Origin of the sequence: Streptomyces sp. GMY02 (genome assembly GCF_019056675.1) — a bacterium.
Lineage (GTDB): Bacteria > Actinomycetota > Actinomycetes > Streptomycetales > Streptomycetaceae > Streptomyces > Streptomyces odonnellii.
The window spans coordinates 6,285,590-6,307,307 of sequence record NZ_CP077658.1 but is presented as its reverse complement, the minus strand read 5'-3'; the positions used below and the strand labels follow the sequence as shown (position 1 = coordinate 6,307,307).

The following is a 21,718-nucleotide window of genomic DNA, read 5'->3' as shown; positions in this document are numbered from 1 at the left end:
GCGGGTCCGTCCGCCGCCGGTTCGTCCTCAATCGCCGGACGGGCTTATTTTGCGCCCCCGGCACGGGGTCGCCGGTTCCGTCCTCAAACGCCGGACGGGCTGGAAAGTTCCCCGGCGCCGGGTGTGCTCTTCGCACCGCCAGGCCCGCCCGCGCAGACGTGACTCGTAGACTCAAGGGGTGGATACGACCCTTCACGACCCCATCGTCGGGCAGGTGCTCGACGGGCGTTACCGCGTGGACGCCCGTATCGCCGTCGGCGGCATGGCCACCGTCTACCGGGCCGTTGACACCCGTCTCGACCGGGTGCTCGCGCTCAAGGTCATGCACCCCGCCCTCGCCGCCGACGTGACGTTCGTGGAACGGTTCATCCGGGAGGCCAAGTCCGTGGCGCGGCTGGCGCATCCCAATGTGGTCGCGGTGTACGACCAGGGCGCGCAGGGGGCGTATGTCTATCTGGCGATGGAGTACGTCGCGGGGTGCACGCTCCGTGACGTACTGCGCGAGCGGGGCGCGCTCCAGCCACGGGCCGCGCTGGACATCCTGGAGCCGGTGCTCGCCGCGCTCGGGGCCGCGCACCGCGCCGGGTTCGTCCACCGGGACATGAAGCCGGAGAACGTGCTGATAGGGGACGACGGCCGGGTCAAGGTCGCCGACTTCGGTCTCGTACGGGCCGTGGGCGATGTCACCAACACGACCGGCACCGTCCTCGGCACCGTGTCGTATCTCGCGCCCGAGCAGATCGAGTACGGCACCTCCGACCCCCGGGTCGACGTGTACGCCTGCGGGGTCGTCCTCCACGAGATGCTGACCGGCGCCAAGCCGCACGCCGGGGACACCCCCGCGCAGGTGCTCTACCGGCATCTGAACGAGGACGTTCCCGCGCCGTCGGCCGCCGTTCCCGGGCTCGCCGTCGAGCTGGACGAGCTGGTCGCGGCGGCCACCGCCCGCAACCCGGACCTGCGCCCGCACGACGCGGTCGCCCTGCTCGCCAGGACCCGCGAGGCCCGCGCCACGCTCGATGACGCGCAGCTCGATGCCGTGCCGCCCGGGGCCAGGGCCCAGGAAGAGGCCGGGGCGAACCACCGTACGGCCGTGATCCCGCGCCCCGCCGTGCACCGCACCAGCCGACTGGAGATGCCTCCGCCCGGCCGCCCGGACCGGCCCGGCCGGGCATGGTCGTGGCGCGCTCCCCGCCGAGGGGTCGTCGCGGCCGTCGTCGCCGTACTGCTGGTGCTGGGGGTCGGGACCGGTGTCTGGTACATCAACTCCGGCCAGTTCACCCGCGTCCCCTCGCTCCTCGGCCAGACCGAGCAGGAGGCCAAGCGGCGGCTCGCCGACGCCGGGCTCGAAGCCAGGGTCACCAAGGACTTCAGCGACACCTTCGACCGCGGCACCGTCATGCGCAGCGATCCCGCGCCCCTCGCCCGGATCCGCGGCGACGGCCCGGTGACCCTCGTCGTCTCGCGCGGCCCGGAGACCGTCCGCGTCCCGGATCTGACGGGCATGCCGCTCGCCCAGGCGCGGCGCGCGCTGACCAAGGCCGGACTGGCCGCCGGGGTGGTCAGCCGGGAGTTCGACGAACAGACCGCCCAGGGCTCCGTGCTGAGTTCGGCGCCGGAGGCCGGGACATCCGTACGCCCCGATTCCGGGGTCGCCCTCGTGGTCAGCAAGGGCAGCCCGGTCGACATGCCCGATGTCACCGGGGAGTCCGTGGACGACGCCACCGCCGAACTGGAGGAGGCGGGCCTCAGGGTCCGGATCGCCGCCGTACGGGTGAGTTCCCCCGAGGACGAGGGCTCGGTCGCCCGGCAGTCCGCCGCGGAGGGCTCACAGCTCGCCCGTGGCGACACCGTCACGCTGACGGTCTCGAAGGGCCCTCGGATGATCCCCGTACCGGATGTCGTCGGCGAGACGACCGACAAGGCCAAGAGTCTGCTGGAGGCGGCCGGCTTCGTGGTCGAGGTCGACCGCGGCTTCCCGTTCCTGGACGACACCGTGGCCGAGCAGTCGGTCGACGCGGGTGACGAGGCGCCCGAGAACAGCACCATCACGATCACGACCAAGGGGCTCTAGAACTCCATGCGCAACCCTGTCGGCGGCCATGTCCCCGTGGCCGGCGGCCTCGCGACGACGGGTCTGGCGTACGCGCGCGATCTTGACGCCGAGACCGTCCAGGTCTTCGTCGCCAATCCACGTGGCTGGGCGACGCCCACCGGGAATCCCGCGCAGGACGAACGGTTCCGCGCGGAGTGCGAGGCCGGCGGGATCTCGGCGTATGTGCACGCCCCGTATCTGATCAACTTCGGCTCGCACACCCCGGCGACCGCCGAGCAGTCGGTGCTGTCCCTGCGGCACAGCCTGCGCAGGGGCCGGGCGATCGGTGCGCGGGGCGTCGTGGTGCACACGGGCTCGGCGACCGGCGGCCGTACCCGCGAGGTGGCGCTCGCGCAGGTACGGGAGCGGATGCTGCCGCTCCTCGACGAGCTGACCCATGACGACGACCCGTATCTGCTGCTGGAGTCGACGGCCGGACAGGGTTTCTCGCTCTGCTCGCGGACCTGGGACTTCGGCCCGTACTTCGAGGCGCTCGACTCCCATCCGAAACTGGGCATATGCCTGGACACCTGCCATGTGTTCGCCGCCGGGCACGATCTGGCGGGCCCGTACGGGATGCGGCAGACGCTGGATCTGCTGGTGGGTACGGTCGGCGAGGGCCGGATCAAGCTGATCCACGCCAATGACTCCAAGGACGTGGTCGGCGCGCACAAGGACCGGCATGTGAACATCGGGGCCGGGCAGATCGGCGAGGAGCCCTTCCGCGAGCTGTTCTCGCATCCGGCGACCGAGAACGTACCGCTGGTGATCGAGACGCCCGGCGGCAAGGAGGGGCAGGCGGCGGACATCCGGCTGCTGAAGAAACTGCGCGACGGCTGACCACGGAGGCCGGCCGCGAAGGGCCAGCACGTTACAGCCGGCACGGCACGGCTCGTGTCCTACAGCTCCGGGCCCTCCCCCGGCAGTTCCTGGTACGAGTAGCGCTGCTCGGCCCAGGGGTCGCCGACATTGTGATAGCCGCGCTCCTCCCAGAAGCCCCGGCGGTCGGCGGTCATGTACTCCACGCCCCGGACCCACTTGGGCCCCTTCCAGGCGTACAGATGCGGTACGACCAGCCGCACCGGAAAGCCGTGCTCGGCGGTGAGCAGTTCGCCGTCCTTGTGGGTGGCGAAGATCGTACGGTCCGAGGCGAAGTCCGCGAGCCGCAGATTCGAACTGAAGCCGTACTCGGCCCAGACCATCACATGCGTGACGGCGGGCCCGGGTGGTGCCAGGTCCAGGATCGTACGGGCCGGGACCCCGCCCCATTCGGCGCCCACCATGCTGAACTTCGTCACACAGTGCAGATCGGCGACGACGGTGGAGAACGGCAGCGCCGAGAACTCCTCGTGGTTCCAGCAGTGCTTGTCGCCGTCCGCGGTGGCGCCGAAGACCCTGAGTTCCCAGCGGTCCGGTCTGAACTTCGGTACGGGTCCGTAGTGGGTCACCGGCCAGCCGCGCTGGAGGCGCTGCCCCGGTGGCAGCCGGGCCTGATCCGGCTCTCGATACTCCCGGCTCTCCGGCTGACCCATGCCCTCCATGGTGACAGACGGGGGAGGGTGGTCATGACCAGGTCGGACCGATTCCGGCAATTGCTGATAAGCATGTATTTATTGGCACTCGCCATTGGCACTCGTCCGGAAGGAGTCCCCGCGATGCAGGGCGACCCCGAGGTCATCGAATTCCTCAACGAGCAGCTCACGGCCGAGCTGACCGCGATCAACCAGTACTTCCTGCACGCGAAGATGCAGGAGCACTTCGGCTGGACGAAGCTCGCCGCCCACACCAGGGCCGAGTCGTTCGACGAGATGCGGCACGCGGAGCTGCTGACCGACCGGATTCTCTTTCTGGAGGGCCTGCCCAACTACCAGCGGCTCTTCCATGTGCGGGTGGGGCAGACGGTGACGGAGATGTTCCAGGCCGACCGCGAGGTGGAGGTGGAGGCGATCGACCGGCTCAAACGCGGGATCGCGGTGATGCGGGCCGCGTCGGACCACACGTCCAAGCGGATCTTCGAGTCGATCCTCGCGGACGAGGAGGACCACATCGACTATCTCGACACGCAGCTAGACTTGGTCGGAAAGCTGGGCGAGGCGCTGTACATCGCCCAGGTCATCGAACAGCCGGACAGCTAGGCCGGAAAGCCAGGACTTCGCCGGTCGTCCGGTCTAGGCGGCCTCGGTCAGGACCGTCTCGGGCACGACCAGGGCCTCGTCCACCAGGCCCGCGGGGGCCTCGGCGGGCCCGCCCAGCAGTTCCCGGCGCGGGCAGCCGGCGCCCCGGCCGAGGATCGACTGGATACGGCGCACGCATGAGCCGCAGTCGGTGCCGGCCTTGCTGACCGACGCGATCCGGCGCGGTGTGCACGCCCCCGCATCCGCGTGCGCCCTCACCTCCGTCTCGGTGATGCCGAAGCAGGAGCAGACGTACACGCGGTTCACCTCCCGGCGGAACGGTCGATCGGGCCGCCCCTCCAGTTGGTGAGGCCAGCCTGACCTTACCTTCCATTTCCGGCCGGCAGAAGGCCGGAAAGCGCCGGTGGGGCGCGGATCACATCGATCCGCGCCCCACCACGCAAAAGCCGCTTCCGGCCGACCGCTCCTACTGGTCGCGGTACATCTCGGCGACCAGGAACGCCAGGTCAAGCGACTGGCTGCGGTTGAGCCGCGGGTCGCAGGCCGTCTCGTACCGCTGGTGCAGATCATCGACGAAAATCTCGTCGCCGCCGCCCACGCACTCGGTGACATCGTCACCGGTCAGCTCGACATGGATACCGCCCGGGTGGGTGCCCAGGCCCTTGTGGACCTCGAAGAAGCCCTTGACCTCGTCCAGCACATCGTCGAAGCGCCGCGTCTTGTGGCCCGAGGCCGCCTCGAAGGTGTTGCCGTGCATCGGGTCGGTGACCCACGCCACCGTGGCCCCGGACGCCGTGACCTTCTCGACCAGCGCGGGCAGCTTGTCCCTGACCTTGTCCGCGCCCATCCGGACGACGAAGGTCAGCCGGCCGGGCTCGCGCTCGGGGTCGAGCCGGTCGATGTACGTGAGCGCCTCGTCGACCGTGGTGGACGGACCGAGCTTGATCCCGATCGGGTTCCTGATCCGCGACGCGAACTCGATGTGCGCGCCGTCCAGTTGGCGGGTGCGCTCACCGATCCACACCATATGGCCCGATACGTCGTACAGCCCGCCGGTACGGGAGTCGACCCGGGTCAGCGCCGACTCGTAGTCCAGCAGCAGCGCCTCGTGCGAGGAGTAGAACTCGACCGTGCGGAACTCGGCCGGGTCGGTGCCAGCCGCCTTCATGAAGTTCAGCGCGTTGTCGATCTCGCGGGCGAGCTGCTCGTACCGCTGGCCCGAGGGGGACGACTTCACGAAGTCCTGGTTCCAGGCGTGCACCTGGCGCAGATCGGCGTAGCCGCCGGTGGTGAAGGCGCGGACCAGATTGAGGGTCGCGGCGGACGCGTGGTACATCCGCTTCAGCCGCTCGGGGTCCGGGATCCGGGCCTTCTCGTTGAAGTCGAAGCCGTTGACCGAGTCGCCCCGGTAGGACGGCAGCGTCACGCCGTCGCGGGTTTCGGTGCTCTTGGAACGCGGCTTCGAGTACTGCCCGGCGATCCGGCCGACCTTCACCACGGGCACGGCCGCCGCGTAGGTGAGGACCGCGCCCATCTGGAGGAGCGTCTTCAGCTTGTTACGGATCTGGTCCGCGGAGACCGCGTCGAACGCCTCGGCGCAGTCGCCGCCCTGGAGCAGGAACGCCTCGCCCTTGGCGACAGCCCCGAGCCTGGCACGGAGCTGGTCGCACTCGCCCGCGAAGACGAGCGGCGGATAGCCCTCCAGCTCCGCCACGACCCCACGCAGGGCGTCCCGGTCCGGATACTCCGGCTGCTGGGCTGCGGGCAGGTCTCGCCAGGACGGCTCGTAGGTCGCGGAGTTCTCAGCGCTCACTGTCACGCGCCCAAGATTACGTGGTCGCGCGGCGCGGTACCGGCGGCTCTCACAGTATGGAACGTGAACCTTTGTCCTCCCCGCCCTGCTCAGCCGCCCTGTGCGCGCGGACTCGTCCGTCCCCGTGCGTTCAAGTCCCATACGCGAGGCCCATACGTTCGGGCTCCCGTGTTCCATGCGCTAAGGTGCCTGCCATGCTCGCGCTTTCGCATCAGACCTGGTGGTGGACCGCTCGTCCGGCGGCCCACTGATTCAGCGCGCAGCACGAATCGCGAAGGCCGCCCGAGGGGCGGCCTTCAGTCTTTTCCGGGCCCCTGGCGGACCGGGGAGAAAGCGGCCGTTCCTCCTCTCCCTCTCCGGAAGGAACACCGCAGATGCCCGAGAATCCGCTCGACCGCCTCACCCACGACGACTGTCCGCCCTTCGCCCTGCTGCGCCGCCGCACTCCCGGCCGGGCCCAGGACACCGTGGAGCTGCTGATCGGCCCGGTGCGCGAGGCCGCCCGGCTCGCCGATCTCCCCTCCGGCGACACCCCCGCGCTCGCCCTGGTGCCCTTCCGGCAGATCAGGGAGCGCGGCTTCGACGTCCGGGACGACGGGACGCCACTGTCCGTGCTGGTGGCGGACGAGTCGTACGAACTGCCGCTCGCCGAGGTGCTCGACCGGCTGCCGGCCCATGCGGTACGGGTCGAGGACGGCGCGTTCGATCTCGACGACGAGCGGTACGGGGAGACCGTACGGCGGGTCATCGAGGACGAGATCGGCCGGGGCGAAGGGGCCAACTTCGTCATCCGGCGCACTTTCGAGGGCCGGATCCCCGGCTTCTCCCGGGCCGACGCCCTCGCCCTGTTCCGGCGGCTGCTCGCCGGTGAGCGGGGCGCGTACTGGACCTTCGTCGTCCACACCGGGGAGCGCACGCTCGTCGGGGCGAGCCCCGAGGTCCATGTCCGGATGAGCGGCGGGACGGTGGTCATGAACCCGATCAGCGGGACCTTCCGCTATCCGCCCGGCGGGCCGGCCCCGGAAGCGCTGCTGGACTTCCTGGGCGACCGCAAGGAGACCGACGAGCTGTCCATGGTCGTCGACGAGGAGCTGAAGATGATGTGCACGGTCGGCGACCGGGGCGGGGTGGTGATCGGCCCCCGGCTCAAGGAGATGGCCCATCTCGCGCACACGGAGTACGAGTTGCGGGGGCGGTCCTCGCTCGATGTGCGCGAGGTGCTCAGGGAGACGATGTTCGCCGCGACGGTCACCGGCTCGCCCGTGCAGAACGCCTGCCGGGTCATCGAACGCCATGAGGCCGGCGGGCGCGGCTACTACGGCGGCGCGCTCGCGCTGATCGGGCGGGACGCGGGCGGCACGCAGACGCTCGACTCGCCCATTCTGATCCGTACCGCGGACATCGGCCGCGACGGCGGGCTGCGGGTGCCGGTGGGTGCGACGCTCGTACGCCACTCACGGCCGGAGAGCGAGGTGGCCGAGACACACGCCAAGGTGGCGGGCGTGCTGGCGGCGCTGGGCGTACGGCCCGGCCGGCCGCACGACATGTCCGAGCGCCCGCGCCTCGCCGACGACCCGCGGGTACGGGCGGCGCTGGACGCGCGGCGGGCGGACCTGGCGCCGTTCTGGCTGCGGATGCGGACCGATCCCGCTGATTCCGCTGATTCCACGGTTCTCAGCGGGCATGCCCTGGTCGTGGACGGCGAGGACACGTTCACGGCGATGCTGGCGCATCTGCTGCGGTCCGCCGGCCTGGAGGTGACGGTACGGCGGTACGACGAGCCGGGCCTGCGCGAGACGGCACTCGGGCACGAGGGCCCGGTGGTCCTGGGCCCCGGCCCCGGCGACCCCGGGGACCCGGCCGACCCGAAGATGCGGCTGCTGCGCTCCCTCACGGCCGGACTGCTGAGCGGGCGCCGGCGGCACGGGCTGCTCGGCGTGTGCCTCGGCCATGAGCTGATCGCGGCGGAACTGGGCCTGGAGATCGTACGCAAACGGGTCCCGTACCAGGGCGCCCAGACCAGGATCGACCTGTTCGGCCACGAGGAGACGGTGGGCTTCTACAGCAGCTTCACGGCCCGCTGCGACGCGGCCGCCGTGGCGGCACTGGCGGCGGACGGCGTGGAGGTCAGCCACGACGGCACGGAGGTCCACGCCCTGCGGGGCCCGGGCTTCGCCTCGGTCCAGTTCCATCCGGAATCGGTGCTGACCCTGAACGGCCCGCGGATCGTGACGGCGCTGCTGACGGGGGTCGCGGTACGCGCGTAGGCCCCGCGAGGCCGTCCTCAATCGCCGGACGGGCTGATTTTCCGGCCTGCGGCCCCGCAGCACGGCGCCGTCCAGCCGTATCAAGCCCGTCCGGCGATTGAGGACGAACCGGCCAGCCGGGCGGGCCCGGCGCCGGACAGGGCCTAGCCGAAGAACACGCTCACCTCTTCGTACAGTTCCGGCTGCACCGTCTTGAGCTGGGCCGTCGCCTCGGCGATCGGCACCCGGACGATGTCCGTCCCCCGCAGCGCCACCATCTTCCCGAAGTCCCCGTCCCGCACCGCGTCGATCGCGTGCAGGCCGAAGCGGGTCGCCAGCCAGCGGTCGAAGGCGCTCGGGGTGCCGCCGCGCTGGACATGGCCCAGGACCGTCGTCCTGGCCTCCTTGCCCGTACGCCGCTCGATCTCCTTGGCCAGCCACTCGCCGACGCCCGACAGCCGGACATGCCCGAACGAGTCCAGCGTGCCGTCCTTCAGGACCAGATCGCCGTCCTTCGGCATCGCGCCCTCCGCGACGACCACGATCGGCGCGTACGACGCCTTGAACCGCGAGGTCACCCAGGCGCACACCTGCTCGACATCGAAGCGCCGCTCGGGGATCAATATCACGTTCGCGCCGCCGGCCAGCCCGGAGTGGAGCGCTATCCAGCCCGCGTGACGACCCATCACCTCGCAGACCAGCACGCGCATATGGGATTCGGCGGTGGTGTGCAGCCGGTCGATCGCCTCGGTGGCGATACCGACCGCGGTGTCGAACCCGAAGGTGTAATCCGTGGCGGACAGATCGTTGTCGATGGTCTTCGGCACGCCGACGCACGGGATGCCGAACTCGTCGTACAGTCGCGCCGCCACCCCCAGCGTGTCCTCGCCGCCGATCACGATCAGCGCGTCGACCCCGTGCGCCGCGAGGGTCTCCCGGATCCGGCGGACCCCGTCCTCCGCCTTGAGCGGATTGGTGCGGGAGGAGCCGAGGATGGTGCCGCCGCGTGGCAGGATGCCCCGCACCGCGGGGATGTCGAGCCGTACGGTGTCGTCGTCCAGCGGGCCGCGCCAGCCGTCCCTGAACCCGGTGAACTCGTACCCGTACTCCTGGACGCCCTTGCGTACGATCCCGCGGATGACCGCGTTCAGCCCGGGGCAGTCGCCGCCCCCGGTCAGTACTCCGACTCGCATGGAAAGCACTTCCCTTCGCCGTCGGTGGGGTACCCGGGCCACAGGCGGGGTGACTCAGGTCACTTCGGCATGGTGCGCGGGAGGCGTCACGTTGCACCAGAGGCCGGACCGAGGTGGTTTCACCGGATCCGCCGGGACGGCCGGTTCCGGTGTGTCCCGGGCCGGTTCGGGCGTCGTGAGGTCTCAGGCGTCGTCGAGGCCGCGTTCGATCGCGTAACGGACCAGTTCCACCCTGTTATGCAATTGTAGCTTTCCAAGGGTGTTCTGCACGTGGTTCTGCACCGTCCGGTGGGAGATGACCAGGCGCTCCGCGATCTGCTTGTACGAGAGTCCCTTGGCGACCAGCCGCAGGACCTCGGTCTCCCGGTCGGTCAGCCGGGGCGCCTTGGGCTCGTCCGCGGCGGCGGGCACGGGTTCGGAGGCGAGCCTCCGGTACTCGCCGAGCACCAGGCCCGCGAGGCCGGGGGTGAAGACCGGGTCGCCCTCGGCGGTGCGGCGCACGGCGTCGGTCAGCTCTTCCGTACTGGCCGACTTGAGCAGATAGCCGGTGGCGCCGGACTTCACCGCCTCCAGCACATCGGCGTGCTCGCCGCTGGCGGAGAGGACCAGCACCCGGAGCCCCGGGGTGGAGCCGACCAGTTCCTTGCAGACCTGGACGCCCGGCATCCCGGGCAGATTGAGGTCGAGGACAAGCACCCGGGGTGTGGTCGCCCGTGCCCGGCGCACCGCCTGCGGGCCGTCCCCGGCGGTGGCGACGACCGCGAAACCGGCCGCTTCCAGATCGCGGGCGACCGCGTCCCGCCACATGGGGTGGTCGTCGACGACCATCACCCTGATCGGCCCGTCAGCGCTGTCCGAGCTGCCCGTGCTATCCGTTCTGTCCGTGCTGGTCGTACTGGTGGTGCTCTCCATGCGTTTCAAGGCCGCTGCCTCTGCCGTGCGGTCTGCGTTCGGCTCGCTCATCGTTCCGCCTTCCCCCGTACCTGTGGTGCCCGCGGTGCCCGTGGAACCTTCAGCTCGACTTCCGTGCCCTGGCCCGGCACCGAGACCAGCTCGGCCGTGCCTCCCAGCTCGCGCAGCCGGCCCCGGATCGACAGGGCGACACCGAGGCGCCCCTCCCCCTCGGCCTGGGCGAGCCGTCCGTCCGGAATGCCGGGGCCGTCGTCCCTGACGGTCACGATCACTTCCTCCGGCCAGTCCTCGACCAGGATCCAGGCGCGGGCATCGGCGCCCGCGTGTCTGCGGACATTGTCCAGGGCGGCGCCGACAGCGGCCGTCAGCTCCCTGGCCGCCGCCGGTGCCAGCAGTACGGGGGCGCCGGGCTCGGCGAAGGTGACCTTCGGTCCGGTGTACGGGGCGAGCAGCGAGCGCAGATCGCACGGTCCCTGCTCGTCGCCGTCCGGTCCCTGATCGCCGTCCGGCCCGCCGTCGCGCCCTTCCGTACGTACGGCCGTACCCGGCGCGGTAACCCCGGAGGTGGATTCGGAGGCGTCCTCAGGAGCGCGGACCGCGGTGACGAGTCCGCTGGAGACCAGGGTGCGCAGGGCGATCTCCTGCTCGCCGGCCAGCCGGCCCAGTTCGGCGGCCTCGCCGCCCAGCGCCGTACCGCGCCGCTGCACCATGGCCAGCACCTGGAGCACGCTGTCATGGATGTCGCGGGCCAGCCGCTCCCGTTCCCGGGTCGCGGCCTCGATCTTCAGGGCGCGCGCGAGGGTGCGTTCGGAGGCGCGGGCGACCTCGACGACATAGCCGATGGCGATGGAGGCGACCCAGACGAGCAGCACATTGTGGAGGGTGTCCCGGCTGGGGTGGCCGCGCTCCACCAGGTTGGCCGCGGCGACGAACGAGGACGCGACGCCGGCCCAGCGCCAGCCGCCCTTGATCGCGAAGGCGAGGACCGAGCCCGCGGTCCATATCGACGGCAGGGTGGGCCCGTCGATCTGCTGGGCGTCCGTGTCGGCGAGCGGGGTGAGCAGGATGCCGGTGAGCGCGACGGTGAGATCGGCGACCAGGAAGCGCTTGGTGCAGTTCTCGGCGTTCGCGACCCGCGGGAGCGTGGCGAGGGTCCAGACGGCCAGGAAGGCGAGGAATCCCTGGGCGATCCAGGGGCGTTCGAAGCGGTCGGGGTCGAGGACGAAGATGAGGATCGCGTAGACCATCGTGAGGGGCCGGTAGAAGGACAGCGCCCGCCAGAGCGGCTGCTCGACCGACATACGCCGTTCCCCGCGCGGCGCGGCGCGTCTCCAGCGCGCGACGAGGCCGCGCTTCCAGGGTCCCGCGAAGCCCTGCTTCCAGTGCGCCGCGAACCCGTGCCGACGGTCGATGGCCCTCTCCCCCTGTGAACCTTCCCCCTGGTGGATCCGCCCCTCGCGGATCACTCGCCGCCGGTGCCCGCCGCCTTTGCCCGTTCGGCGAGTTGGCGCTTGGCCGCCGTCGCGTAGATGTCCACGTACTCCTGGCCCGAGAGCTTCATGATCTCGTACATGACCTCGTCGGTCAGCGAGCGCAGGATGAAACGGTCGCCCTCCAGGCCCTGGTACCGGCTGAAGTCCAGCGGCTTGCCGATCCTTATCCCGGGCCGCATCAGCTTGGGCACGACCTGGCCGGGCGGCTGGATCTTCTCGGTGTCGATCATGGCGACGGGGATCACGGGCGCGCCGGTCGCGAGCGCCACCCGCGCCAGTCCGCCGGGCTTGCCGCGGTAGAGGCGGCCGTCGGGCGAGCGGGTGCCCTCCGGGTAGATACCGAAGAGTTCACCGCGCTCAAGCACCTTGATCCCGCTCTGGATCGCGGCCTCGCCCGCGCCGCGCGCGCCCGAGCGGTCCACCGGAAGCTGGCCGACGCCCTTGAAGAAGGCGGCGGTGAGCCGGCCCTTGATACCGGGCGAGGTGAAGTACTCGGCTTTCGCGATGAAGGTGACCTTGCGGTCGAGGACGGCCGGCAGGAAGAACGAGTCGGAGAAGGAGAGATGGTTGCTCGCGAGGATCGCGGGACCCTCGGCAGGAATGTTCCCGAGGCCCTCCACCCAGGGCCTGAAGGCGAGCTTCAGCGACCCTCCGATGGAGAACTTCATCGCACCGTAGATCAACTCGAATGCCTCCTGTCGCGCTGTCGGACAGACCTTAACGCGTGGCGGGCGGGCGCCGCCCTTCCGCTCCTGCCCGGCTCGTACCCGGTCCCGTCCGGCTGTTTTCCACAGGGGCCGGACGGATCTGGTCGGTGTCGGTCCGGTCGCGTACGGTGAAGTACACCTTCCGAACCTCACGAACAGGAGACCCCGGTGCCGGTCCTTCCAGGAGCCGAGCCGTACCGCCATGAGGGCGGCGAGGTCGGCGTCCTTCTCTGTCACGGATTCACCGGTTCCCCGCAGTCGTTGCGCCCCTGGGCCGAGCATCTCGCCGGGCACGGGCTCACCGTGTCCCTGCCGCTGCTCCCCGGCCATGGCACCCGCTGGCAGGACATGCAGCTCACCGGCTGGCAGGACTGGTACGCGGAGGTGGACCGGGCGCTGCGGGAGCTGCTGGAGCGCAGCCGCCAGGTCTTTGTCGGCGGGCTCTCGATGGGCGCGACGCTGGCGCTGCGTCTCGCCGCGAAGCACGGCCCCTCGGTCAGCGGGGTCATGGTGGTCAACCCCGGGATCGCGACGCATGGCGCGGCCTCCCATCTCCTGCCGGTCCTGCGCCACTTGGTGCCGACGGTCAAGGGGCTCGCGGGCGACATCGCCAAGGAGGGGGCCACGGAGCTGGGGTACGACCGGGTGCCGCTGCACGCGGCGTACTCCGTGCGGAATTTCTTCCGTCTGGTGGACGGGGCGCTGCCCCAGGTGACCCAGCCGCTGTTGCTGCTGCGCAGCCCGCAGGACCATGTCGTACCGCCGGAGGACTCAGCCAGGATCCTGAGCCGGGTCTCGTCGCGGGATGTTCGTGAGGTCCTGCTGGAACAGAGCTACCACGTAGCGACGTTGGACCATGACGCGGAGCGGATTTTCGAGGAGAGTCTCGCGTTCATCGGCCGCCTCGCTCCGAGTGTCGTCCGCCAGAAGGGGAGCACCAGCGGTGGCTGAGCATGACGCGGACCGGGAGCCGCAGCCGATCGACGAGGACGCGGCCTGGGCGGCGATCGTCGCGGGGTACGGGGAGGAGCCGGCGGATCCGCCGGGCGCGAAGCCGTTCAAATCGGTGGACGATCTGGCCCTGCTGGAGAGCGAGAAGAACAGCTCGGGGCAGGGGTCCGGATCCGAGCCGGAGTCAGCGGGCCCGCCCCCGGGGGCCGCGCCCGAGAAGGACGCCGAGGACATAAAGGGCACGGACGACGGGGAGCCCGTGCTGGGCGGCTCGGTCGTCTTCGCGCCCGGGGTCGGCGGCGGGGGTCCGCGCGACTACTCGGTGCAGGAGCCGCGGGAGGAGGACTTCGACGAGGGCGACGAGGGGCATTTCGTACCGCCCGAGCCGCCGCCGCTGCCCGAGGCCGATGTGACGGCCAAGTTCGCCTGGCTCGCGGTGGTCGGCGGACCGGTGCTGATGCTGATCGCCGTGCTGCTCCAGTGGGACATGACCTGGTGGCTGACGACGATCTGCGTGGGCGGCTTCCTGGGCGGCTTCGCCACGCTGGTGGCGCGGATGCAGCAGGGCGACGACGAGGACGACGACCCGGGCCGCGGCGCGGTCGTCTGAGCGGCCGGGATCAGGGGCGGTCGCAGGGGTACGGGGAGGGCGGGGGCGGGACGGGGCGGGCTAGGGGGTGTCTTGTCGATCAGGCCGGATCGGTGAGCGGGGTCCGGTGCGTGCGATCGCAAGGCGGAGGAGGGAGCCCACGCGGAGCGTAGGCGACTGACGACAACGCCGCGAGCGTGCGTGCCGGGCCCCGCGAGCCCGGCAAGATCGGCGAGACACCCCCTAGGACGATGCCGGTACGCGGAGGGCGGCCAGCACCGGAAGATGGTCCGTCGCCGCCCTCAGATCGGCCTCGGTGACTCCTGGCAGCCCCCGGGGCACCCCGCAGCCCAGGACCTCCACACCCCCGGTGGCGAAGACCGCGTCGATGCGCTGGTGGGGGTGGTCCGGGGTCGAGGTGTATTCGTCGCCCCAGGGCTTCGCCGCCCAGCAGTCCTGGAGTTCCCCGGCCAGCAGCCGGAAACTCCGGCCGTCGGGGCGGTCGTTGAGGTCTCCGGCCGCGATCGCGTGCGGTACGTCCATGGCCTTGAGGCGGTCGAGCAGCATCTCGGCCTGTGCGTACCGCTCGTCGGGCCGCAGGCTGAGATGACAGCTCAGCACGCCGAGACGGGCCCGGCCGATACGTACCACCGCGGTGGCGAAGCCGCGCCGGTGCAGACCCGGGGTGAGCGGCAGCAGGATGTCCTCGGTCCGCTCGACGGTGGCGCGCAGGGAACAGAGCAACAGCGGTCCGGAGGCGGTGGCGCCGCCGCTGAGGACGACGAGATCGGTCCGCGCGGCCAGCCAGGCGGCCCGTTTGCGCCAGCGGAAGAACCGGGGCGCTTCCTGGATGAAGACCAGATCGGGAGCGCAGGCCCGGATGACCCGGGCCAGCGCCTCGCGGTCGTCGCGCATGGAGCGGATGTTGTAACTGAGCACCCGGATCACAGCCGAACCATCCGGCTCGGTAAGGGAGTCGGGCAACGGGGGCATCGCCATCCCCTCACGATACGTGACCGCACCGGTTCACCGGATCCGCCCGGCCGCCGGTTCGCCCTCGGTCGCCGGACGGGCTGATGAGCCCGTCCGGCGACTGAGGACAGAGCGCAGTCGGCCCGTCCGACGACCGGAAACGCGGCACACCCGGCCCCGTCCGGCGCGCGGCGGATCCGGCGGGGTCAGCCCTGGCGGGCCAGGTCCGCGGCGCCCACCAGGCCCGCCTCGCCGCCCAGTTGGGCCGCCAGGACCTGCGCGTGCGGGCGCCACTCGCCACCGATCAGCCAGCGCCTGAAGGACTTGCGGATCGGGTCGAGGACCAGCTCGCCCTCGTCCGAGACACCGCCGCCGACGATGAACGCCGACGGGTCGAAGAGCGAGGCCAGATCGGCGAGCCCGGCGCCCGCCCAACGCGCCAGCTCCCGGAAGGAGTCGATGGCCACCGGGTCACCGGCACGGGCGGCGGCGCTGATGTGCCGGCCCTCGATGCCGTCCGGGGAGCCGGTGCCGAGGCCGAGCAGGATCCGCGCGTTCTCCGGCGTCGCGTTGGCGCGCTGCCTGGCGTACCGGACGAGGGCGCGCCCCGACGCGTACTGCTCCCAGCAGCCCTGGCTTCCGCAGCCGCACAGCAGACCGTCCGGCACCACCCGGATGTGCCCGAACTCCGCGGCCACGCCGAAGCGTCCGCGGCGCAGCTTGTTGCCGATGATGATGCCGCCGCCGAGCCCTGTGCCGAGCGTGATGCAGATGACGTCGTCGTGGCCCTGCCCGGCCCCGAACCGGTACTCGCCCCAGGCCGCCGCGTTGGCGTCGTTCTCCACGACGACCGGCAGCCCGACCCGCTGCTCGACCTTGTCCTTGAGCGGTTCGTGGCGCCAGTTGATGTTGGGCGCGAACAGGACGGTGGCGCGCTTGTCGTCGACGTACCCGGCGGCCCCGATGCCGACCGCCTCGATCTGATGTCCTCGGCCGGCACCCGAGACGGCGGCGCAGATCGCGTCCACGATGCCCTCGGCGGTCGGCGGCGTGGGCACCTTGTGCGTCTCCAGGATGGTGCCCTCTTCGTCGACCACGCCGGCCGCGATCTTCGTGCCGCCGATGTCGACGCCGATGGTGAGTCCCATGTGTCCCTCAGTTTTCGGTCGAGCCCCGCTGTGGTCAACCGTACCCGAGGGCGGGCTCCGGGCAGTCAGTCCAGGTCGATGTGGCCGCTCGGACCAGGTCCTTCGTCCCTGGGGTCCGTGGGGTCGTCGGACTTCTTCGTGTCGTAGGGGGCGTCCTTGCCGAGCGGCGAGGGGGCTCCGGAGGACGGCGCCGAGGAGGAGTCCCGGGTCCAGCGGCCCTCCTCGGTCTCGACGGCGGACCGGTAGGCGGCGAGGAGTTCGTTGCCCGCGGCGGCGAGATGGCCGAAGACACCCGGGTTCCGCTCGATGACCGGCTCGACGACGGCCTTGGCCTGGCTGATGAACTGCTGGACGGCGCCCTGCGCGGCGACACCGAAGAGGGGGCCCGGCAGCGAGGAGACCTTGTCGGCGACCGCGTCGACCAGCTTGCGCAGCTCCTCGGCGGCGGAGACGGGCGGCGGTCCGTATTCCGCGCGGCGGCGCGCCCGCTCCGCCTCCAGATCCTCGGCGCATGCCGCGGCCCAGGCGTCCGAGTCGGTGGCGGGGCGCTCGGTGGCATCGCTCATGGAGACTCCTGCGTCAGGGGCAGAGGCCTTCCGCCGTGGGCAGCGGAAGGGATTCGTACCTTCGACGGTACCCGAACACCCGGCGAGCGGGTCCTGTCTCCGCCGTTCGCACGCGGGCGGGAAACACGACCTGCTCGCCGGGGGACGCTCAGGGCGTACGGGGGACGTTCAGGGCGTACGGGGCCACAGGGCCGGGTCCGGGGAGAATCTCGCCCGGAGCACGCCGTCCGTCAGGGCCGCGCCCGTCACCGTGCAGCGGCGCAGCGCGGACGGCAAGGGCACGATTCGGCGGAACGGTCCGACGGTGAGCAGGAGTTCGTCGTCCCGGCGGATCAGGGACAGCTCGCTCTTGACCGCTCCTGGCAGGGGTACGCACCAGACGAGCAGCCCGTCCTCGGCGAGCCGGTCCTCGACGGGCCACTCACCGGCGCCCTCGCCCGGTCCGTCGAGCCCGGTTGCCAGATCCGCGAAGCCCTCGAAGGCCGCGGCGCCCGTGCCGAGGCGGGTGAGGTCGTCCGGGCCGTACGGGTCCCGGCCCAGGTGCCCCACCGGGCACAGCGCCGCCCCGGGCGCCCACTCCTCGTACCACTCGTCCAGGTACTTGCGCTGCTGCGCGACCAGTGTCGCGAGCCAGGGTCCGGCCGCCTCGGCGGGCAGGATCCGGTTCGGTACGAGGGCGTCGGCCCGCAGTCCGTACAGCGCGAGCCCGGTGCGCGCGACCCTCAGGGCCTCCGCCGCGGCCGGCCCCGGCTCCGCGACCAGCCGTACGGTCGTCGCCGGGTCCTGGATCACCGCCTGGACGGCCGCCAGTTCCGCGTCCCGCCGCGCGGCCGTCTCGTACAGCCACTGCGCGGGCATCGGTACGCCGGCGAGCTGGGCCATCATCGGGCGCAGCGCGCGGGCGGCCTGCCGTTCGTGGGGCAGCAGCCGGCGCAGATAGCGGCGGAGCTGCTCGGGCAGGGCGAGGACGGCCAGCGCGTCCCGCAGCGGCGGGAGATCGACGACCAGGACGTCCCAGTCGCCGGCGGCGGCCTCGCGTACCGCGTGCAGGAGCGCGAACCGGTCGCTGCCGGGCAGTTCGGTGAGTTCCTCGCCGGCCAGCCGCCGGGCGCCGAGCAGATCGAGGGCGGTGGCGGCCTTCTCCTGGAAGGCGAGCAGTTCGTCACGGAAGTGCTCGCCGGAGTCGATACGGGCGGCCCACAGGCCGCCGCCCGCGCCGGTGGGCCGGGAGCCCACCGGTATGCCGAGCAGGGTGTCGAGCGGGTCGGCGGAGAGCAGCAGGACGCGCCCGCCGCGCCGGGCGGCGGCCAGGGCGGTCGCCGCGGCGATGGTCGTACGGCCTGCCCCGCCGGGACCGGTGACCAGGACCGTACGCACCGGATCAGGCTCCGGGGGCGGATTCGACGCGCTTCTTGAGGCCCGCGAGCGCGCGGTCGATGATGACCTTCTCCGCCTTGCGCTTGATCATGCCGAGCATGGGGATCTTGACGTCGACGGTCAGCCGGTAGGTGACTTCGGTACGGGCGCCGCCGCCGAGGGACGCCAGGTGGTACGAGCCGTCGAGGGCGCGCAGCATCTGGGACTTCACCAGGGTCCAGCTCACCTCGTTCCCGCCGGTCCAGGTGTAGGCGAGGGTGTGGTCGTCCTTGATGGCTCCGGCGTCCAGCACGAGCCGGACCTGCTGGGCACGGCCGTGCCCGTCGGTGGCCAGCACCTCGGCCTCCTTCACCTCGCCCGTCCACTCCGGATAGCGGGTGAAGTCGGCGATCACGCCCATGACATCGGCCGGTGCCGCCTCGATCGTGATGCTCGAACTGGTGTGTTCCGCCATCGCCGTGCTCCTCCGGTACTGGATACGCGGTGTGCAGGCTATCGCGAGTGCGCGGGTCACCATTCCAGGGCCCACGGGCGTCCCGTCGCGGCGAAGTGACCGACATTCACACACTCCGTGGAGCCGACGCGCATCCGGCGGGCGAGCGGCTGGTGGACATGGCCGAAGAGGGCGTAGCGCGGCCTGGTGCGCCGGATGGCGTCCAGCAGGGCGCGGCTGCCGCGTTCGAACCGGCGGGGGACGATGTCGTACGTCAGCTCCGGCAGGTCGGGCGGGATGTGCGAGCAGAGGACGTCGACCTCGCCGAGCGCCTCGACCTTGGCCGCGTACTCCTCGTCGGAGATCTCGTACGGGGTGCGCATGGGGGTGCGCAGTCCGCCGCCGACGAATCCGAAGACGCGGCCGCCCAGTTCGACCCGTTCCCCGTCGAGGACGGTGGTGCCCTCGCGCGCGTACTCGGGCCAGAGTGCCGGTATGTCGACATTGCCGTAGGTGGCGTACGTCGGGGTGGGGAAGGCGGCGAACATCTCGGCGTACTGGCGGCGCACCGCGCCCTCGATGGCCTCCGCGGGGTCGAGGGCGAGCCCGTCCCACAGCTTCCTGCCCAGGTCACGGGCCTCGTCGAAGCGGCGGGCGGTGCGCAGCTCGACGATCCGGTCGGCGTTCCCGACACCGAAGAGATCAGGGAAGATACCGCGCGAATGGTCCGCGTAGTCCAGGAAGAGCACCAGGTCACCGAGGCAGATCAGGGCATCGGCGCCTTCGCCGGCGGTCAGCAGACCCTGGGTGTTCCCATGCACATCACTGATCACATTGACTCGCATACCTGGCATGGCGATCACCCTAGAACGGCCTTCCCCCACCCGATAGAGGGGGCCGGACCTGCAGTTCCTTCCGTGGTGTCAGATGCGTGGACTACTGTGCGCGCAGTACCGTCTTTTTACGTGTGACGCAGGGAACATCTGGCCGGGACCCCCTATGCGCGAGTCAGTACCGGTGGGTAACGTCCGGGCAGTCCAGTCGTGCTCGCCACGTGGCGTCGGCGCCCGATGAGGAGCAGCAGTCTTGCGCGAGTTCAGCCTTCCGGCCCTGTACGAGGTCCCCGCGGACGGCAATCTGACGGATCTCATCCGCCGCAATGCCGCTCAGCACCCCGATGTGGCGGTCCTCGGCCGCAAGGTGGCCGGCGAGTGGACCGATGTCACGGCCATCCAGTTCCTGGCCGAGGTGCGGGCCGTGGCCAAGGGCCTGATCGCCACGGGCATCCGGCCCGGCGACCGGGTCGCGCTGATGTCGCGTACCCGCTTCGAGTGGGTGCTGCTCGACTTCGCGATCTGGAGCGCGGGCGCGGTCACCGTACCGGTGTACGAGACGAGTTCGGCCGAGCAGGTGCAGTGGATCCTCGGTGACTCGGGCGCGGTCGCGGTGATCGTGGAGAACGACGCACACGGCGCGGCGGTGGACTCGGTCCGGCACTCGCTGCCCGATCTGCGGGACGTCTGGGAGATCGACCGGGACGGTGTACGGGAGCTGACCGAGGCGGGCGCGGACGTTCCCGACTCGGTGGTCGACGAGCGGGCGGCGACGGCCAAGGCCGACGATCCGGCGACGATCGTCTACACCTCGGGCACCACCGGCCGCCCCAAGGGGTGTGTGCTGACGCACCGCAGCTTCTTCGCGGAGTGCGGCAACGCGGTGGAGCGGCTGAAGCCGCTGTTCCGTACGGGCGAGTGCTCGGTGCTGCTGTTCCTGCCGGCCGCGCATGTCTTCGGGCGGCTGGTCGAGGTGGCGGCGGTGATGGCGCCGATCAAGCTCGGCTGCGTACCGGACATCAAGAACCTGCCTGAGGAGCTGGCCTCGTTCCGGCCGACGCTGATCCTGGGCGTGCCGCGGGTCTTCGAGAAGGTCTACAACTCGGCGCGCGCCACCGCGCAGGCGGCCGGCAAGGGCCGGATCTTCGACCGGGCGGCGCGGACGGCGATCGCGTTCAGCAAGGCGCTGTCCACTTCGCGCGGTCCGTCCCTCGGTCTGCGGGTCCGGCACTGGGTCTTCGACCGGCTTGTTTACGGGAAGCTACGCGCGGTGCTCGGCGGGCGCGGGGAGTACGCGATCTCCGGCGGCGCGCCGCTCGGCGAGCGGCTGGGCCACTTCTTCCGGGGCATCGGCTTCACGGTCCTGGAGGGGTACGGGCTCACCGAGTCCTGCGCGGCGACCGCCTTCAACCCCTGGGACCGGCAGAAGATCGGCACGGTCGGCCAGCCCCTGCCGGGCTCGGTGATCCGTATCGCCGACGACGGCGAGGTCCTCCTCCACGGCGAGCACCTCTTCACGGGGTACTGGAACAACGAGGCGGCCACGGCCGAGGCACTGGCCGACGGCTGGTTCCACACCGGTGACATCGGCACGCTGGACGAGGACGGCTACCTCACGATCACGGGCCGCAAGAAGGAGATCCTGGTCACCGCGGGCGGCAAGAACGTCGCCCCGGCGGTCATCGAAGACCGTATCCGCGCGCACGCGCTCATCTCCGAATGCATGGTCGTCGGCGACGGCCGGCCCTTCGTGGGCGCGCTGATCACGCTGGACGAGGAGTTCCTGGCGCGCTGGGCGCGGGACCACAACAAGCCGACGGGCGCCACGGCGGCCACGCTCCGGCTGGACCCGGAACTGCTGGCGGAGGTCCAGCGGGCGGTGGACGAGGGGAACGCGGCGGTGTCGAAGGCGGAGTCGGTACGGAAGTTCCGCATCCTGACGACGCAGTTCACGGAGGACGCGGGGCACATCACGCCGTCGATGAAGCTGAAGCGGAACGCGGTGGCGAAGGACTTCGCGGACGAGATCGAGGCGATTTACCAGCGCTGAGGCGGGCGGCGGACGCGCTGCCGGGCCGTGTCCTCAATCGCCGGACGGGCTGGCTGTGCTGTGTCCTCAAACGCCGGACGGGCTGATTTTGCCCACCCGGCGCCGGGGTCACCGCTTCTGTCCTCAAGCGCCGGACGGGCTTGATTCGCCGCCGGACCGGCTGGATTTGCGCGCCCGGCACCGGAGGCACCCGTTCCGTCCTCAA

Annotated in this window: 20 protein-coding genes; 7 read left to right on the top strand and 13 right to left on the bottom strand. The window is 71.1% G+C overall.

The features are described from left to right. Positions 1-178 precede the first annotated feature (178 nt). Positions 179-2,074 (top strand): Stk1 family PASTA domain-containing Ser/Thr kinase, encoded by a 1,896-nt coding sequence (gene pknB, locus KQY30_RS26900; RefSeq protein ID WP_217309063.1) that lies wholly within the window; start codon positions 179-181, stop codon positions 2,072-2,074. Positions 2,075-2,080: 6 nt separating this feature from the next. Continuing rightward, positions 2,081-2,935, top strand: coding sequence for a deoxyribonuclease IV (locus tag KQY30_RS26895; RefSeq protein ID WP_217309062.1), 855 nt, complete (start codon positions 2,081-2,083; stop codon positions 2,933-2,935). A 59-nt stretch (positions 2,936-2,994) separates the two neighbouring features. Here KQY30_RS26895 and KQY30_RS26890 read toward each other — a convergent pair whose 3' ends face one another. Beyond that, on the bottom strand, positions 2,995-3,627 hold the full coding sequence (locus KQY30_RS26890; RefSeq protein WP_217309061.1) for a sulfite oxidase-like oxidoreductase: 633 nt from the start codon (positions 3,625-3,627) through the stop codon (positions 2,995-2,997). A 123-nt stretch (positions 3,628-3,750) separates the two neighbouring features. Between KQY30_RS26890 and bfr the strand changes: the two genes are divergently transcribed. Next, entirely contained in the window at positions 3,751-4,230 is a 480-nt protein-coding gene (bfr, locus tag KQY30_RS26885) for a bacterioferritin (RefSeq protein WP_217309060.1), read from the top strand. Positions 4,231-4,263: 33 nt separating this feature from the next. Here bfr and KQY30_RS26880 read toward each other — a convergent pair whose 3' ends face one another. Together KQY30_RS26880 and KQY30_RS26875 are read right to left on the bottom strand one after the other, a co-directional pair. After that, on the bottom strand, positions 4,264-4,527 hold the full coding sequence (locus KQY30_RS26880; RefSeq protein WP_217309059.1) for a bacterioferritin-associated ferredoxin: 264 nt from the start codon (positions 4,525-4,527) through the stop codon (positions 4,264-4,266). 169 nt (positions 4,528-4,696) lie between these two features. Continuing rightward, positions 4,697-6,049 carry a class II 3-deoxy-7-phosphoheptulonate synthase gene (locus KQY30_RS26875; protein ID WP_217309058.1) on the bottom strand — a complete coding sequence of 451 codons (1,353 nt, stop codon included), beginning with the start codon at positions 6,047-6,049 and terminating at the stop codon, positions 4,697-4,699. Positions 6,050-6,417: 368 nt separating this feature from the next. Here KQY30_RS26875 and KQY30_RS26870 point away from each other — a divergent pair, with 368 nt between their 5' ends. Next, the gene (locus tag KQY30_RS26870) at positions 6,418-8,310 is read left to right on the top strand and encodes an anthranilate synthase family protein (protein ID WP_217309057.1); all 1,893 of its coding nucleotides are present in this window, start codon (positions 6,418-6,420) and stop codon (positions 8,308-8,310) included. Between the two features lie 143 nt (positions 8,311-8,453). Here the strand turns inward: KQY30_RS26870 and KQY30_RS26865 are convergent, their stop codons facing one another. From KQY30_RS26865 to KQY30_RS26850, 4 genes are all read right to left on the bottom strand, one after another. Next, positions 8,454-9,482: a 6-phosphofructokinase gene (locus KQY30_RS26865; protein ID WP_046504948.1), complete on the bottom strand. Its 1,029-nt coding sequence runs from the start codon at positions 9,480-9,482 to the stop codon at positions 8,454-8,456. Between the two features lie 183 nt (positions 9,483-9,665). Further along, entirely contained in the window at positions 9,666-10,310 is a 645-nt protein-coding gene (locus tag KQY30_RS26860) for a response regulator transcription factor (RefSeq protein ID WP_217311345.1), read from the bottom strand. Between the two features lie 131 nt (positions 10,311-10,441). Beyond that, positions 10,442-11,695, bottom strand: a complete 1,254-nt coding sequence (locus tag KQY30_RS26855) for a MacS family sensor histidine kinase (RefSeq protein WP_217309056.1) — start codon at positions 11,693-11,695, stop codon at positions 10,442-10,444. Between the two features lie 161 nt (positions 11,696-11,856). Continuing rightward, complete coding sequence (locus KQY30_RS26850; RefSeq protein WP_217309055.1) at positions 11,857-12,570, bottom strand: 1-acyl-sn-glycerol-3-phosphate acyltransferase; 714 nt, start codon at positions 12,568-12,570, stop codon at positions 11,857-11,859. Positions 12,571-12,762: 192 nt separating this feature from the next. Between KQY30_RS26850 and KQY30_RS26845 the strand changes: the two genes are divergently transcribed. Together KQY30_RS26845 and KQY30_RS26840 are read left to right on the top strand one after the other, a co-directional pair. Then, on the top strand, positions 12,763-13,545 hold the full coding sequence (locus KQY30_RS26845; protein ID WP_217309054.1) for a carboxylesterase: 783 nt from the start codon (positions 12,763-12,765) through the stop codon (positions 13,543-13,545). Continuing rightward, on the top strand, positions 13,538-14,155 hold the full coding sequence (locus tag KQY30_RS26840) for a hypothetical protein (RefSeq protein WP_217309053.1): 618 nt from the start codon (positions 13,538-13,540) through the stop codon (positions 14,153-14,155). Before KQY30_RS26845 ends, KQY30_RS26840 begins: the two co-directional genes overlap by 8 nt. 222 nt (positions 14,156-14,377) lie before the next feature. On the opposite strand, the gene KQY30_RS26835 is transcribed toward KQY30_RS26840, so the two are convergent. The 6 genes from KQY30_RS26835 to KQY30_RS26810 all read right to left on the bottom strand — a co-directional run bounded on the left by KQY30_RS26835 (position 14,378) and on the right by KQY30_RS26810 (position 19,475). Then, positions 14,378-15,133: an endonuclease/exonuclease/phosphatase family protein gene (locus tag KQY30_RS26835; RefSeq protein ID WP_217309052.1), complete on the bottom strand. Its 756-nt coding sequence runs from the start codon at positions 15,131-15,133 to the stop codon at positions 14,378-14,380. Between the two features lie 179 nt (positions 15,134-15,312). Beyond that, positions 15,313-16,254: an ROK family glucokinase gene (locus tag KQY30_RS26830; protein WP_217309051.1), complete on the bottom strand. Its 942-nt coding sequence runs from the start codon at positions 16,252-16,254 to the stop codon at positions 15,313-15,315. Positions 16,255-16,319: 65 nt separating this feature from the next. After that, on the bottom strand, positions 16,320-16,820 hold the full coding sequence (locus KQY30_RS26825; RefSeq protein ID WP_217309050.1) for a DUF5304 domain-containing protein: 501 nt from the start codon (positions 16,818-16,820) through the stop codon (positions 16,320-16,322). Positions 16,821-16,988: 168 nt separating this feature from the next. Next, positions 16,989-18,197: an ArsA family ATPase gene (locus KQY30_RS26820; protein WP_217309049.1), complete on the bottom strand. Its 1,209-nt coding sequence runs from the start codon at positions 18,195-18,197 to the stop codon at positions 16,989-16,991. Positions 18,198-18,201: 4 nt separating this feature from the next. Next, positions 18,202-18,651, bottom strand: coding sequence for an SRPBCC family protein (locus tag KQY30_RS26815; RefSeq protein ID WP_046507592.1), 450 nt, complete (start codon positions 18,649-18,651; stop codon positions 18,202-18,204). A gap of 56 nt (positions 18,652-18,707) precedes the next feature. Further along, on the bottom strand, positions 18,708-19,475 hold the full coding sequence (locus tag KQY30_RS26810; RefSeq protein ID WP_217311344.1) for a metallophosphoesterase: 768 nt from the start codon (positions 19,473-19,475) through the stop codon (positions 18,708-18,710). Between the two features lie 241 nt (positions 19,476-19,716). Here KQY30_RS26810 and KQY30_RS26805 point away from each other — a divergent pair, with 241 nt between their 5' ends. Then, positions 19,717-21,513 carry a long-chain fatty acid--CoA ligase gene (locus KQY30_RS26805; protein WP_217309048.1) on the top strand — a complete coding sequence of 599 codons (1,797 nt, stop codon included), beginning with the start codon at positions 19,717-19,719 and terminating at the stop codon, positions 21,511-21,513. Positions 21,514-21,718 lie beyond the last annotated feature (205 nt).